This is a genomic window from Yoonia sp., from assembly GCF_036007805.1.
Taxonomy (GTDB): Bacteria; Pseudomonadota; Alphaproteobacteria; order Rhodobacterales; family Rhodobacteraceae; genus Yoonia.
In genome coordinates this window covers 1-13,876 of sequence record NZ_DASYOK010000058.1, presented here as the reverse complement: position 1 = coordinate 13,876, position 13,876 = coordinate 1, and the positions used below count along the sequence as shown (strand labels likewise).

Genomic DNA, 13,876 nt, shown 5'->3' with positions numbered 1-13,876 from the left:
GCGTGATGCGGTGTCACGACTCGCCCGCACCCTCCCTTTGTTTGAGGGGGCAGGGCTATGTGACGCCGTTCATAAGCAGTTCAGATCGCAGCGACGGCCTTGGCTAGCAGATTGCGCACCTGGCCCGCCACGGCCGTCAGTTCAGCGTTTTCGATCGCCTGCATCGAGGCCACCGGGTCGATCGCGCTGACCTCGACCCCGCCATCTACCTCGCGCAGGATCACATTGCAGGGCAACATGGCACCGACGCGCGGCTCGATCCCAATGGCTTCATAGGCCATCTTCGGGTTGCAGGCACCGAGGATCCGGTAGGGCCGCATCTCGACATCGAGCTTCTTCTTCATCGTCGCTTGCACGTCGATCTCGGTCAGAACGCCAAAGCCATTGTCGGCCAGCGCTGTGCGTGTTCGGGCATCAATGTCTTTGAAGGATACCCCCTTGAAGGTGCGGTTGATCGTATAGCTCATTGCGCCATCCTTTCCTCAGAGATTTTGGGCCGCATGGTCTCGCCCCTACCGAGGCGCGTGTCCGGGCAGCCGTATCGGGCACAAGCCCCACGCTTCGGAGTTCTTTGCATCGCCGCCATGTTATCCCTGATTGCAGCACACAGGGTGATGCAGATCAGTGTGCGTTCCGGTCATTTCCGATTTGATGAAGGCAGAGCGTCTTTTGGCTCTATATTCATGGAGATGTCATATGAGACACAGGATTGCAGCACGTTCGGCGACCTTGGCTACGACAGCCGCACTGACGGCGAACATGGCCTTGGCGCAAGTCGGTGAGATGCCCAACCGTGATGCACCCTCCTATCACGGGCATGATATGATGTGGGGTGGTGATCAATGGGGAGGGTTCGGAATGGTCCTTGGTCCGATCTTCATGATCCTGATCCTGGTCGGGATCGTTGTTGGTGCCATCTACGTCCTGCGATTGTTCGGCGTGGCTGGCAGTGGCGGGCCTGCACATGATCGGGCGCTGATGTTGCTCAAGGAGCGCTACGCAAAGGGTGAAATCGACACGCAGGAGTTTGGAGAGCGCAAGAAATTGCTGGCGGACTGACGCATGTCAATCTGGCAGGAACTCCGATGTGCCAAGCTTGGCGATGCAGGTCGCTATTGGCCATTCTCAGAACGGATAGGGATATAATGAATCGGATCATATACATCGTCGGCCTCGTGGTCATTGTCGTGTTCATTCTCGGCTTTTTCGGTTTTCGGTAAGTGCAGACATTCCCGTACCCAAACAACTGGAGGTTAAACCATGACCCGCGATAAAACCCCAAAGTCCGACGGCGCCGACCACGGCCTTGGTGCCAAAGGCACCATATCTCAGGCAGGGCGCTCAGGTGGGCGTTTGCCGCGTGACATCGGCACGCAGGATGAACTGAAGCGGGCCAACGAACGCCCCGCTGGCAAAACCCGGGTCACCAAATCCGATGAAAAAGACAAATAGCTGGGATACCCTTGAGCCCTCACGGAGCGTCTAATCACCGCGTTTTGAGCTGGCATGTCGTGCCCACGAGAAGGTCAAATGGGCCCATGAGAGGATCTTGGCTGGGGTGCGGGAGATGATGCGCAGCTATTTCAAGTTCATTCCAAGGATATGGGACCGACTGCACAGCAGTTTCTGGTTTATGCCGTCGCTCATGGCAATTTGTGCCATGGTAACGGCCATTTTGCTGATTCTGCTGGGCTCCTTGGAGGCTGCATGGCTCGCATGGGTCGACGAATGGGCCTATGCCTTCGGCCCGGAGAGCGCTCGCGCGATCCTGTCAGCTATCGCTGGATCCATGATCACGGTTGCCGGCGTCACATTTTCGATGACAATGTTGACCCTGCAACTTGCATCTTCACAGTTTGGCCCCCGAATGCTGCGCAATTTTATGCGCGACCGCGGCAACCAGATCGTGCTGGGCACATTCCTGTCTACCTTCGTCTATTGCCTGTTGGTCCTTGCCTCCGTTCGGGGAAGCGGCGCCTCCTACTTTGTGCCGGTGATCGCCGTGTCCTTTGGTATGATCCTAGCCGTCGCAAGCCTCGCGACGCTTATCTACTTCATCCACCACATCGCGACGTCAATCCGCATCGAGAACATACTGGCCAGTCTTTCGGTCGAGGCCTGCAAGACTGTCGAGCGCGTATTCCCGGCCCACGACCATAAGTCAGCGCCTTTTCCCGGGAAACTGATGGCGGAGGCTCTGCCGCAGGGTTATGAAAATGACAGCCGATCTGTAGTCGCGACGGACAGCGGCTACATACAGTCGATTGATCTGGACAGGCTTTGGCAGATCGCCAGCGACAACGATCTTGTTGTCCGGGTAGAGCGCTGGATTGGTAATTTTGTTCCCAAGACCGGGTCACTTGTCATTGCATCGCCCTATGGCCGGGTCTCCGATGCGGTTGCCGACGACCTGTCCAATGCCTTCTCGATTGGCGCCGAGCGCACGCCCGATCACGATATCGAGTTCTCGCTCAGGCGGATTGTGGAAATTGCGCAACGTGCCTTGTCGCCGGGCGTCAACGACCCGACAACCGCGCTTTATTGCCTGGATCGTCTGGGCGAGGTGCTAGGGCTTTTGGCAGGTCGGCAGTTTCCTTCGGGCCGTATCATGGATGAACACATGAAACTGCGGGTCATCTTCGAACCGGTCACCTTTGAGGAATTGGCCTGTTCGGCGTTCGCGGCGATTGCCCGGTACGGGATCAGCGATGACGATCTTGTCGCACGATTGCTGGATGTCATGGAAAGATGCAGTCGCGGCGCGCCCCTTTCGGATCGCGAGAGCATCATGCGCCTCCATGATGCGTTCATGGTGGAAGGCTCTGGTTTGAAGTTTGGAGACGCAACGAAGGCCACTCAACCGGCCCCTGCATGACAGCGGAGATCTGGTGTGGGTCCGCTTCCTCACCGAAGCCGCGTGGCCAGAGGCGTGATGGTGCGCCCTTGCACGATGATCGAGAAGACGGTCAGCAGCGTGCCAATTTGGAGAGCGTCCATCGGGACCTAGGTTTTGCTGTCCGTCGATTTCCTGTCAGGTTTGGTCCTGCCATCTGGCTCGGGCCCACCCCAGCGGGGGATTGTCAGTTTGTTGTCAAGCCGGCGCCCCGGAAGCCGTCTGTCACCCGGCGTGTCGGATGAATCATTGCCAAGGCCCAAGCCTGTCCCGGCATGTGTATCGCCAGAAGATCCGCCCAGATCAAAGCCGGGACGGTCGATCTTTTTCCTGCTGTCGTCTACTGCTTGGGGGACGTCTTGTGCGGGATCTTTCGTGGTCTGCTTGTTGAAATCTTCTGTCACTTTTTGCGATTTGGGCGAAGATGAAGTGGCCGAATTTGCATTAAGTTTCATGTCTTTCTCCTATCGTGCAGGGCCGTGCTTCTGACACGGAGGGCAACAGAATGAGGGCATGCGCATAGTCAGGGTCTGCGGACTGAATTCCCTCCGGCGATGATCCGCCGGATCAGTGCTGCAGCGGCACGGTGCTTTACGGTATCAGCCTCGGATGCGACAGCGTTCTCATGGGTTGCAGCTGCATCCGTGAGAACACCCATGATTTCTTTCTCAGGTAAAATTTGCGCGTCATTCAACGCAAGAAGCAGGGCTTCGCAGATGGTTAGCGCGGCCATTCCTGAATGCATTTGGTCGTCCGTCATGGGGTATTCACCTCTCCGACAAGTGCGACGCGGGGGACGCGCCTGCTACTTACGGAGCAGACTTGCAAGGAATCTGCTATGCTGTGCTGATGGACATCAGTCCCAGGTGCGATTTCTTTTGCTATGACTTCGCTGAATACCGATGAGGGACAAATGATCGAAAACACACCGCTCGTCCGCAAGCTTGGCGCATTCGTCGCCCTGTCGGACCCCGAATTGTCGGTGCTTGCATCCTTGCACAAGCGCCGCCGCGCCTTCATGGCGGGGCGTGATCTTGTGCAACAGGGGCAATCGGATCAGTCTGCCTATATCCTCGCCTCTGGCTGGGCCTGTTCTTACAAGCTTCTTGAGGATGGTCAGCGGCAGATCGTTGATTTCCAGATCCCCGGCGATTTCCTGGGGCTTCGCAGCGTTCTATTGAACGTATCGGATCACAGCATCGAGCCTGTGACGGATATCGAGGTGACGGAAGTTCATGTCGCCGACCTTCTGGATGCATTTGCGCAAACGCCCCGGCTGGCCACCGCGGTTCTGTGGGCCGCGTCCCGCGACGAGGCGATGGTGGTCGAACATCTAGTCGATTTGGGACGCCGCGATGCGGCCGCACGCATGGCGCATTTCCTGCTGGAGCTTGGTGCCAGGCTTGCCTTGGTCGGACTGGGGAGCAAGGACGGCTATGCCTGTCCGCTGACGCAGTACCTTCTGGCCGATGCTCTCGGGCTAAGCGCCGTCCACGTCAACCGGGTGCTGAGGCAGCTGCGCGAAGCAGGAATGGTCACGTTTCGGGACGGGTTCGTCGCGTTCGATGACTATGATCAACTGGCCAGGTTCGCGCAGTTTGATGCGTCTTACATGGATCATAAAGAGCCACTACTCCGTTGAGGTTGTGCCGCGTTGGCCTGCCGTCAGATGCGACCTAGCAGCATCAGGATGACCACGATGATCAGGATCGTGCCAAGAACACCGGTCCCGGCATGACCGAAGCCGTAGCCATAGCCACCGAAGCGCCCGCTGAATCCGCCGAGCAGGAAGACGATAAGAATAATGACGAGGATCGTGCCGATTGACATGGTGAATGCTCCTTTGACGGGCCGCCCCGCGTTAAAGGACGATCCCGGATTTCAGATTGTTGGCGCTTGGCGGGCCAATTCAGTTTCCGTCGATAGTCACGCCATGCTCGTTGATCTCGATATCAATCCCGCTTTGGCGTTCCTGATAGTAGAGATAGCCTGCCACCACCGCGCAAACGGCGAGGACCCCGATCAAGACGAGAAGAGAATTGCGGCTCATCGGACATGTCCTCGCGGGCAGGTAGCACTCTCTCGCATGCCGCAACCGTGGCCGTCAGGAGACCACGCTGCCCGGGCCATTGCCTGCGAATGGGCGAGGGCGCGAAACACGGGGGTTCTAGACGTCACGGATGGTATCCTTGATGTGGCCAACAGCATTCTGGACCTTGCCCTCGACCTTGTCGGCCTGGCCTTTTGCCTCGAGCTTTGCGTCGCCAACCGCTTTGCCGACGGCTACTTTGGCCTTGCCCTTGACCACCTTGGCAGAGCCGATCATCCGATCCTTGTCCATTGCGCTTTCCTTTCCGAAGGTAGGTGGTCGCCTCATCCGTTGCGACCACGATTTATACTGCTGGCTGTGCGACGCTTTCGCGCTGATGCCGGTCAGCGCGTCGGCGTGATCACGATTTCGACGCGGCGGTTCTGTGCCCGGCCTGAAGCAGTGGCGTTCGTCGTGATCGGCTCGTCAAAGCCCCGTCCGGAATAGGTAATCCGCGAAGAGGACACGCCCTCCATGATCAGGATACGCGCAACGGCCAATGCCCGATCTCGGCTCAGCTGTTGGTTATAGTCAGCAGAGCCCACGGTGTCGGTATGACCTACAACACGGACAGTCGAATTCGGATGCATGTTCAGCGAGCGAGCGACCTCGCTCAGGGCGGGCAGGAAACTGGACGCGACCGTGGAGGACCCTGTCGGGAAGGTCACGCCTTCAGGCAGGATGACACGTAGCTGACTGCCGGTGTTGGTGATGACTGCGCCAGTGCCAGCGAGCTGCTGGTTCAATTCGCGCTCCTGTCGGGCCATATCGGTGCCGATGGCACCGCCCACGGCAGCGCCGATCACTCCGCCAATGATGGTGGATCGTGTGTCATCCCCAATCGCATTGCCGATCGCCGCCCCTGTTACACCGCCGATAACTGCACCCGTCGCAGGTTTGCTTGGCGTACCAGCGTTGTAGGTGCAGCCGGTCAGGGCAATAATGGTTGCGGCAGAGAGAATTCCAGTCATCTTGTTCATGGGACTTGTCCTTTTGGAGCGAGCCTTTCCAGAAGATGACGCAGTGCCATGTTCCGAAATCGGCGATTGAGTCTTTTTCGCCTGTTGTCCCAAAAGCCGCACTAACCCTGATCAGCCTATGGAAAAAAATGTTGTTGCATAGCCGAACCCATTCGAGAAAATTACGCCGCTGTGCAATGCGTGGCTGCGGTAAAATGGTGCTTGGTGACCCCGACTGCCCATGAGAGCCGCCCAATAGAATGACGGGTGGCACAGTAATGACTGGCCACCCGTGACGTTGAAATTCAGGTCTTTATGAAATGACTGCAAAAAATTCGAGCGGGAAATCCTGAATTGATGCCCCGTGTGCGTCTGCCCCGCTGCAATTGCCGGGCAGACGTACCGTCACGTTACGCCAGAGCGTGGGTCGCGGCGTCCAGTTCCTTGTTCGTGTCGGCGTCGTTCTTGGCCGTGTGGGCCTTTTCCGCAGCTTGGTAATGCTTTAGCGCCGCGTCCTTCTTCGGGCCGGAGGGCGCCTTGTCCCACGCAGCCTTCACGGTTTTCATCTTGTCGGCAACTTTCGTCGATTTATTGGTATCGGGTGTCATTGGATTGTCCTTTCGTGGACGGTCCGGAAACGTGAAACACGCGGGACATGGGGACGAGGGGACAGATTGCCCCACGTGTCTCAGGCTCACTCGGACTGGTTACACGTTCACCTAAGTTCGGTGAACCTCAGGGACTATCGCGCAGCCCTCGTTCTCCCACACTGATGTAGGTTGGTCTGGAACCGCTATTTTCGGTAGTTCCGGATGGAAGTTCACAAACCGGCGGAGTCTAGCTGACGTCCGGTTGATGATTGCCCGGGCGGCTGCAACCGTGTTTCGCATTTGTCTGCCGTTGACTTGGGAATTTGCGCAGAAATGGCAGAAACGGGAAATGTAACCTCAATTTCTTCACCGCTAAGTACTGTTTGGACGCCGCCGAATTTATGCAGAAGCCCCAGCATTGCTGTATTCTCGCTGTGGACCAGAGCAATGAACTCGGTAATTCCGCTGCGCTTCGCGAACTTCGCCAGAACGCCAAGGAGAACACTGCCCAACCTTTGATGCTGATATTGATCGGCAATGGTGATGGCGATCTCAGCGACATGCTTTTGACCCGGCAGACGTATAAATCGCGCGATACCAATCGGTTCTGGTGTTGGTCCACCCCTGAGCAAAGCGCCGACCGCGACGTGGTCTGGGCTGTTTGTGGCTGTGAAACTGTCCAGTTCTTTCTCGGTGAGGTTTTTGCGCGTCCCCAGAAACCGGAAATATCTTGCACGACCGGACAAATGCGCGAAACCAATCTCCAACAGATGGCGATCTGTCGGTGTCACTTCTCTTACGAGAGCGGATACGCCGTTTTTGAGGGTTGTTGAAAAGGGGGTGAGTTTCACCGCGTGCCTCGAATGGCAAATTTGGCCGGTTGTTGTGCTGAGGTCTCATCTGTCGCGCGTTGCCCAGCATTGGGATGGTCTGTAAGCACGCGCGTTCCGGCACGACCCTCCAAAATGGCACGGGCATCCGTCAGCTGTCCTATTCCAGCGAGTTTGCCACTGGCGGTGGCAAAGGCCACCGCAGCGGCGACTTTGGGACCCATCGATCCGGGTGGAAGGTCAAGTTTCCCAAGTTCAGACGGTGTTGTTGTGCTTATAGCGCTCTGATTTGGAGCGCCAAAATCCCGGTAGACGGCTGGCACGTCAGTCAGAAGCAGAAGCGCGTCTGCGCCGAGGCCAAGGGCGAGAAGGGCTGACGTTCGGTCCTTGTCGATAACCGCTTCCGCGCCCATCATCTCTCCATTCGCGTTCCGCATGACGGGAATGCCACCGCCCCCGGCGCAGATGACAGTGTGCCCCGCGCCCAGAAGGACCTTGATGGCGTCCAGCCCCACGATCCTGATGGGTAGGGGCGAGGCAACGACACGGCGCTGGCCGCCCGACGCCTCGGTCACCATGGCCCAGCCATGATCTTTCGCCGCCTGCTCTGCCTCGGCCTCGGTGTACACGGGTCCAATGGGCTTGCTTGGGGTCTCAAAGGCAGGGTCCTTTGGGTTCACTTCTACCCGGCTCAGCAGGGTGGCGCATTGCGCGCCCTCGGGCAGCGCGTTCATGAGCTCCTGCTCGATCAGATATCCGATCATGCCCTCGGTTTCGGCGCCCAGCACATCCAGCGGCCAGGGCTTTGCCGGATCGTACGCCGCACCCTGCAAGGCGAGCAGGCCGACCTGTGGCCCGTTGCCATGCGCCACCACGATCTGATGATCGCGGGCCAGGTCCGCCAGAGCAGTTGCCGCGATCCGCACGTTCGTGTGTTGCGCCTCGGCCGTCATCGGCTCGCCTCGCTGCAAAAGCGCATTGCCGCCAAGGGCCACCACCACCCGCATTTCAGGCCCCCATCGTGGCGACAAGAACCGCCTTGATCGTGTGCATCCGGTTCTCGGCCTGATCGAACACGACCGAGGCTGCGCTTTCGAATACCTCTTCTGTCACCTCCATGCAGTCGATCCCGAATTTCTGGAACGTCGCCTCGCCTACTTCGGTGTCGCGGTTGTGGAAAGCGGGCAAACAGTGCAGGAATTTGGCGTAAGGGTTCTTGGTCTTTTCCATCACTTGCGTGGTGACGCGATAGGGTGACAAAAGGGCGATCCGCTCTTCCCAGACCTCATCAGGTTCACCCATCGAGACCCAGACATCCGTATAGACGAAATCCGCCCCTTCAAGGCCTTCGGCGTGCTTCTCGGTCAAGGTGATGCGGGCACCCGTGGTCTCGGTGATGGTGCGACATTGAGCGACAAGGTCATCGTCGGGCCAGCAGCTTTGGGGACCACACAGGCGGATATCCATGCCGATCAGGGCGGCACCAACCATCAGGCTTGAGCCCATGTTGTTGCCGGCATCCCCCATGAAGCAAAAGGCGATATCAGACAGGTGTTTGTGGGTGAACTCGCGCATGGTCATCAGATCGGCGAGGATTTGTGTCGGGTGGAAATCATCCGTCAGCCCGTTGAACACGGGCACGCCTGAAAATTCGGCCAACACCTCGGCATCCTTTTGGCCAAAGCCACGGTATTCGATACCATCGTAGAACCGGCCCAACACGCGGGCGGTGTCCTTCATGGTTTCCTTGTGGCCGATATGGCTTCCCGATGGCCCCAGATAAGTGACATGCGCGCCTTGATCGTAGGCTGCGACCTCGAACCCGCTGCGGGTGCGTGTGCTGTCCTTTTCAAAGATCAGGGCGATGTTCTTGCCTTGAAGCATTTGCTGTTCATATCCGCCTGCTTTCGCCAACTTGAGGCTGGCAGCGAGTTGCAACAGGTGCCGGATTTCTTCCGGTGTAAAATCAAGCAGTTTGATAAAACTGCGTCCGCGCAGGTTCTGTGGCATGGGATATTCCTTAAATGGGGTCGCGAACCAGGGGGCAGGTCATGCAGTGTGATCCACCACGCCCGCGTCCAAGTTCTGATCCGGGGATTGTGATGACCTCGACACCCGCCTTGCGCAAAAGGGTGTTGGAGTAGACGTTGCGTTCGTATCCAACGACGACACCGGGTTCCAAGCACAGCAGGTTGTTGGCATCGTCCCATTGTTCACGGGCGGATTCGTAGGCATCGCCGCCCGTGGGCACGGTGCGCAGTTTCTTGAGGCTAAGGGCGTCGGCTACCACCTCCAGAAACGGTTTTGTTTCGGCCTCCACGACGACGTCCTCGCCCTTGCCGGGGCGCAGGCTGTAGCAACGGATAGCATCGGTCACCTCGGCAAAGACCGTGACCAGATCGCGGTCGCAGAAGGTGAAGACCGTATCAAGGTGCATGGAGCCGCGCGCACGGGGAAACTGGCAGGCGATGACACGGGTCGCGCCACCCCCTGCGAACAGGCCGCGCGCGACCTGTCCGACCGCCTGTGGGGTGGTGCGTTCACCCATGCCGATCAGCACAGTGCCGTTTCCAATGGGCATGACGTCCCCGCCTTCGATCGTCGCAGGTCCGTGATCCTGCATCGGGTCGCCCCACCAGACGGGAAAGCCCGCGTCTTTGAAATCAGGATGAAAGCGGTAAATCGCGGCAAGGTTCAGCGTCTCAAGCCGCCTTGCGGGCCAGTGCATCGGGTTCAGCGTGACACCGCCATAGACCCATGCCGTCGTGTCGCGGGTGAAGATGTGGTTTGGCAGGGGCGGCAGGATGAAATCAGCGGGCTCCAGCATGGGGGCCAGCACACCGCGGTCCGTAATCGGTAATTCGGCCTTGCTCATGCCGCCGATCAGGATCGTCGACAGCAGATCGGCGTCGATCTCCATCAGGTGGGCCATAAGGTCATTGGCCAGCCCCACGCCCACCGTGTTGTCACTGATCCGGGCCGCAAGCAACCAGCGCCGCGCCTCCGGGTCTTTGAGCGTTTCCATCAACAACTGGCGCAGGAACACCACCTCGACCCCGCGATTGCGCATGGCATCGGTAAAGGTCATGTGGTCAATCCGCGCTTGCTTGACCCACATCACGTCATCGAACAGCAGCTCGGCACAGTTGGCAGGCGTCAGCCGTGCCATAGCAGCCCCGGGTTTGTGAACCAGAACGCGGCGCAGCTTGCCCGCCTCGGAATGGACGCCGTATGTGATGGTCATGTCGGTGTTCCTTGCAAAACTACGCCAAGGCTGAGGGTGGCCATGACAATGATCGTGAGACCCAGGAGAACTGGCCAGACAAAGCGCAGCCAGCGTTCATAGGGCACCCGCCCTATGGCGAGCCCGCCCATGACAACGGCAGAGGTGGGGGTGACCAGATTGACCACGCCTTCTGCCGACTGGAACGCGGTCACCACGAGGCTGCGCGATACCCCGGCAAAGTCGCCGACGGGGGCAAGGATCGGCATGGACAGGACGGCAAGGCCCGAGGTCGAAGGCACGAAGAACGACAGGACGACCTGAATCCAGTACATCACGTTGATGAAGACGACCTCATTGAGGCCCGCGACGGTGCCTTCGGCCCAGTGCAGGATCGTGTCGGTGATGTGCCCCGCGTCCATGATCACGACAATGCCGCGCGCAAGCCCGATGATCAGCGCCACGCCAAGCAGGTCGCGCGCACCGCCGACGAAGGCGTCGACCAGTCCCTTCTCTCCTAACCGTCCTATGATCCCTATGGCGATACCAGCGAACAAAAACAGCCCGCTCATTTCGGCCATCCACCACCCGCCCAAGGACACGCCCCAGATCATCACCGCAAAGGTCGCGCCGAAAAGCATCAGGACGATCTTGTGCAGACCTGTGAAATCGCCTGTCTCGGCCTCGGACGCGCTCAGGAAATGCGTTTCGTTCTCGACCTTTCTGTCAAAGACCAGAGACCGTGACGGATCGGCTTTGACCCGTGCGGCGTAGCGCATGACATAGGCCACTGTCACTGCAAAGGTCAGCGCAAGCAGGACCAGCCGCAGCATCAGCCCTTCGGTGAAGGGCACGCCGGCGGCGTCCGACGCGATCACGGTCGAAAAGGCGTTTACCGTCGAGCCGAGCACACCGACCCCCGCACCCAGCAGGATCACCGCAACAGCCGTCAGCGCGTCATAGCCGGCCGCGATCATCACCGGCGTCAGGATGACGTAAAAGGCCAACGTCTCTTCGGCCATGCCATAGGTCGAGCCGCCCGCCGCAAAGAGTGCCATCAGGATCGGTATCATCCACTTTTCCCGCCCTTCGAGCCGTGCCATCGCCCGCTTGATGCCCGCATCGATGGCCCCCGTGGCCGTCACAACACCGATGAACCCGCCGATCATCAGGACGAAGAGCGCGACGTCGATGGCATTGGCGCTGTAGCTGCCCGGATCGTAGAAGCCCGCGATGGGCGCGAGGATGACGTCGAACAAACCTTGCGGATTGGCGTCGGTGGGCGCGTAGGTTCCGGCGACCGGAACGTCCTTGCCAAGCGCCTCGGACGCCGCGCGCTCGTACTGGCCGGCTGGGATCACCCATGTCAGTCCAGCGATGATGATGATCAGCGCGAAAAGAATGGTATAGGCAGAGGGGAAGTGGAAACGGGGGCTGCGTTCGGCAGATGTCGTTTTGGTAGCGGGCATGATGGATCCTTTCACCGTCCAGTAATGAAAAAGAACTGGCGGCCACCCTCATCATGATCCAGAATCGCAGATGGCGGACTGACTGAGGTTAGGCTGTGCGCATCACAGAGGCTTATGGATCAGAACGCGAACCGTGCCCTCGATGCTTCGCCTGAACATTGCCGCCCATAAGATCCCGCGCCTGGTAACTCTTGCGATCAACCCAGCGGCGTCTGCTGGTGCGCCAGTCTCTGCCACTTGCCGTCGTCGTTCAGGTAGGTCGAGGTGCACAGCGCCTGATAGATCGGCTCGCCTCTACGTTCGGCAGAGACGCGATAGGCCAACACCGCAATGTCTTTCTGGTGTGAGAGGTAACGCTCGCTCATCACCACCGAACGCCATCGTTGGGCGACGTCTTTTTCTCTCCAGAGCGCATCGCCCTGAATAATACCTGCTGGAAAGGGCAAAACGAAAACGGCGCCTTTTGCCGTGGCGTGACGTGCACTGTCGGCGCCTTGTGTCCAGAAGCGTTCTTCCAAGTCCCAAAGGGTGTTATCTGCAGTCATTCAGGGCTCCTTTAAGGATTGGGGGTTGTGCTGGGTCATGGCTGTTTCGCGCAGGGGCGCATCTCACTGGCCTTGTGCCAACATCGCGAGCCAGCCAAGAAACAGGCCTGCTGCGATGATCCAGTAGAATGCGGATCCCTGCGGCGGCAGCACAAGCTTGGCCGAAGCGCCGTCCTGTGGTGAACTTGCCGTTGTCGGCCGCCTCGGCAGCAGGGCAAGAAGACCCGAGACGATCCTGCTCAGATCCGGAACAGGGGTCGGTACGTCATGGAAACGTGTCATCAGCGCCTCCAACCTTTGCCGCGCCGCGCCCTCGGGCAACTTGGCGAGATCTGATGCCTCGCCCCAAGGATCGACGCCGAGCCGGGCGAGCATCGACAGAACGGTGACGCTGCTGCCGCGTCGATCTTCACCCAAGGGCGCGTACAGAAACGGTTCAAATTGCGGGTCTTGTCCGAGTTGTGTCGGGGCGTATGCCATTGCGGGATCCTTGCTGGCGCCGTTTGCATGAGCCGGATTGGTCGATGTCATGGCGCCGGTAGACCCAAAGCGGGCGGGTGCCACACCTTTGGTCACGACCAACATGACCCAAACCGCGCCATCTTGTGCTGACGCAGATCAATAGGAGCCTGCGATAGCCCCGTAGCGCTCACCTTGCGCCGCGCGCGGACGCTGTGCCGGTCCCCAGTTCGATGATTTCGGCTGTGATCGCTTCCTGTCGTACCTGACGCAGAGTCGCCTCGAATTCGCCCAGCTCGCGCGTGATCTGGCTGCCCGCGGCGGACATGGCCTCCATCCGCGCCTCGTTCTCTGCGGCAAAGGCATGAAGCGCCGCCTTGCACACCAGGGCATGGAGATAGTCACCGCTGAGACTATTGATCAGGGCGTCCGTTGGAAGCTGGGTCAGCGGACGTGTCGCCCCGGGCGGCGGCAGGGCCGACAGGTCGACCGGCAACAGAACCTGCCGGAGGACTTGAGGTCGCCCGGACGCCCATCCGGCATGGATCATATCCATACGCCCAAAACGACCCTCGCCGAGGGCGCGGTAGATCGCTTTGGTAATCTTGTCGGCCAATTTCGGAATGGCTGGCGTGTGCGAAGACATGGGTGCGGACCAGTCCGGAGCGAGATCCCGCGCCGCAGCAATCGATAGGCCACGGGTGCCGATCAGAAACAAGCTGGTGGCCGACAAGTCGTCCTCGATGCTGTCCAGAACGCGTTCACTGAAGGCCCCGGCAAAGCCCTGTTCGGCGCAGAACACCAAAAGACCGATGCGAC

Annotated in this window: 20 protein-coding genes; 4 read left to right on the top strand and 16 right to left on the bottom strand. The window is 59.2% G+C overall.

Annotated features, from left to right (window positions below; genetic code table 11):
• Positions 1 to 80 precede the first annotated feature (80 nt).
• Complete coding sequence (locus VGP75_RS03435) at positions 81 to 467, bottom strand: DUF302 domain-containing protein (RefSeq protein ID WP_327542321.1); 387 nt, start codon at positions 465 to 467, stop codon at positions 81 to 83.
• Between the two features lie 229 nt (positions 468 to 696).
• Between VGP75_RS03435 and VGP75_RS03430 the strand changes: the two genes are divergently transcribed.
• The 3 genes from VGP75_RS03430 (at position 697) to VGP75_RS03420 (ending at position 2,875) form a co-directional block, all read left to right on the top strand.
• Positions 697 to 1,059, top strand: a complete 363-nt coding sequence (locus VGP75_RS03430) for an SHOCT domain-containing protein (protein ID WP_327542320.1) — start codon at positions 697 to 699, stop codon at positions 1,057 to 1,059.
• Between the two features lie 201 nt (positions 1,060 to 1,260).
• Entirely contained in the window at positions 1,261 to 1,452 is a 192-nt protein-coding gene (locus tag VGP75_RS03425) for a hypothetical protein (RefSeq protein WP_327542319.1), read from the top strand.
• A gap of 115 nt (positions 1,453 to 1,567) precedes the next feature.
• Complete coding sequence (locus VGP75_RS03420) at positions 1,568 to 2,875, top strand: DUF2254 domain-containing protein (RefSeq protein ID WP_327542318.1); 1,308 nt, start codon at positions 1,568 to 1,570, stop codon at positions 2,873 to 2,875.
• Positions 2,876 to 3,003: 128 nt separating this feature from the next.
• Here VGP75_RS03420 and VGP75_RS03415 read toward each other — a convergent pair whose 3' ends face one another.
• Positions 3,004 to 3,348: a hypothetical protein gene (locus tag VGP75_RS03415; RefSeq protein WP_327542317.1), complete on the bottom strand. Its 345-nt coding sequence runs from the start codon at positions 3,346 to 3,348 to the stop codon at positions 3,004 to 3,006.
• 68 nt (positions 3,349 to 3,416) lie between these two features.
• Positions 3,417 to 3,653 (bottom strand): hypothetical protein, encoded by a 237-nt coding sequence (locus tag VGP75_RS03410; RefSeq protein WP_327542316.1) that lies wholly within the window; start codon positions 3,651 to 3,653, stop codon positions 3,417 to 3,419.
• Between the two features lie 153 nt (positions 3,654 to 3,806).
• Here VGP75_RS03410 and VGP75_RS03405 point away from each other — a divergent pair, with 153 nt between their 5' ends.
• On the top strand, positions 3,807 to 4,535 hold the full coding sequence (locus tag VGP75_RS03405) for a Crp/Fnr family transcriptional regulator (RefSeq protein WP_327542315.1): 729 nt from the start codon (positions 3,807 to 3,809) through the stop codon (positions 4,533 to 4,535).
• Positions 4,536 to 4,558: 23 nt separating this feature from the next.
• Here the strand turns inward: VGP75_RS03405 and VGP75_RS03400 are convergent, their stop codons facing one another.
• The 13 genes from VGP75_RS03400 to VGP75_RS03340 form a co-directional block, all read right to left on the bottom strand.
• Complete coding sequence (locus VGP75_RS03400) at positions 4,559 to 4,723, bottom strand: DUF3309 family protein (RefSeq protein WP_327542314.1); 165 nt, start codon at positions 4,721 to 4,723, stop codon at positions 4,559 to 4,561.
• Positions 4,724 to 4,802: 79 nt separating this feature from the next.
• Positions 4,803 to 4,943: a hypothetical protein gene (locus tag VGP75_RS03395; RefSeq protein ID WP_327542313.1), complete on the bottom strand. Its 141-nt coding sequence runs from the start codon at positions 4,941 to 4,943 to the stop codon at positions 4,803 to 4,805.
• A 117-nt stretch (positions 4,944 to 5,060) separates the two neighbouring features.
• Positions 5,061 to 5,234: a CsbD family protein gene (locus VGP75_RS03390; protein WP_327542312.1), complete on the bottom strand. Its 174-nt coding sequence runs from the start codon at positions 5,232 to 5,234 to the stop codon at positions 5,061 to 5,063.
• A gap of 92 nt (positions 5,235 to 5,326) precedes the next feature.
• Positions 5,327 to 5,962, bottom strand: coding sequence for a YiaD family glycine zipper/OmpA-like lipoprotein (locus VGP75_RS03385; protein WP_327542311.1), 636 nt, complete (start codon positions 5,960 to 5,962; stop codon positions 5,327 to 5,329).
• A 389-nt stretch (positions 5,963 to 6,351) separates the two neighbouring features.
• Positions 6,352 to 6,549, bottom strand: coding sequence for a hypothetical protein (locus tag VGP75_RS03380; RefSeq protein ID WP_327542310.1), 198 nt, complete (start codon positions 6,547 to 6,549; stop codon positions 6,352 to 6,354).
• Between the two features lie 212 nt (positions 6,550 to 6,761).
• Complete coding sequence (locus VGP75_RS03375) at positions 6,762 to 7,382, bottom strand: GNAT family N-acetyltransferase (RefSeq protein WP_327542309.1); 621 nt, start codon at positions 7,380 to 7,382, stop codon at positions 6,762 to 6,764.
• A complete protein-coding gene (arcC, locus tag VGP75_RS03370; RefSeq protein WP_526025499.1) occupies positions 7,379 to 8,392 on the bottom strand; it encodes a carbamate kinase in 1,014 nt (337 codons plus the stop codon). The genes VGP75_RS03375 and arcC overlap by 4 nt, the downstream gene beginning before the upstream one ends.
• The gene (gene argF, locus VGP75_RS03365) at positions 8,370 to 9,371 is read right to left on the bottom strand and encodes an ornithine carbamoyltransferase (protein WP_327542308.1); all 1,002 of its coding nucleotides are present in this window, start codon (positions 9,369 to 9,371) and stop codon (positions 8,370 to 8,372) included. The genes arcC and argF overlap by 23 nt, the downstream gene beginning before the upstream one ends.
• Before the next feature lie 10 nt (positions 9,372 to 9,381).
• Positions 9,382 to 10,605 carry an arginine deiminase gene (gene arcA / locus VGP75_RS03360; protein ID WP_327542307.1) on the bottom strand — a complete coding sequence of 408 codons (1,224 nt, stop codon included), beginning with the start codon at positions 10,603 to 10,605 and terminating at the stop codon, positions 9,382 to 9,384.
• On the bottom strand, positions 10,602 to 12,053 hold the full coding sequence (locus VGP75_RS03355) for a YfcC family protein (RefSeq protein ID WP_327542306.1): 1,452 nt from the start codon (positions 12,051 to 12,053) through the stop codon (positions 10,602 to 10,604). Before VGP75_RS03355 ends, arcA begins: the two co-directional genes overlap by 4 nt.
• 197 nt (positions 12,054 to 12,250) lie before the next feature.
• Positions 12,251 to 12,598: a hypothetical protein gene (locus VGP75_RS03350; RefSeq protein ID WP_327542305.1), complete on the bottom strand. Its 348-nt coding sequence runs from the start codon at positions 12,596 to 12,598 to the stop codon at positions 12,251 to 12,253.
• 63 nt (positions 12,599 to 12,661) lie between these two features.
• Positions 12,662 to 13,078 (bottom strand): hypothetical protein, encoded by a 417-nt coding sequence (locus VGP75_RS03345; RefSeq protein WP_327542304.1) that lies wholly within the window; start codon positions 13,076 to 13,078, stop codon positions 12,662 to 12,664.
• A gap of 169 nt (positions 13,079 to 13,247) precedes the next feature.
• Positions 13,248 to 13,876: F0F1 ATP synthase subunit gamma (locus VGP75_RS03340; RefSeq protein ID WP_327542303.1), on the bottom strand; the 629-nt coding region annotated here is incomplete at its 5' end.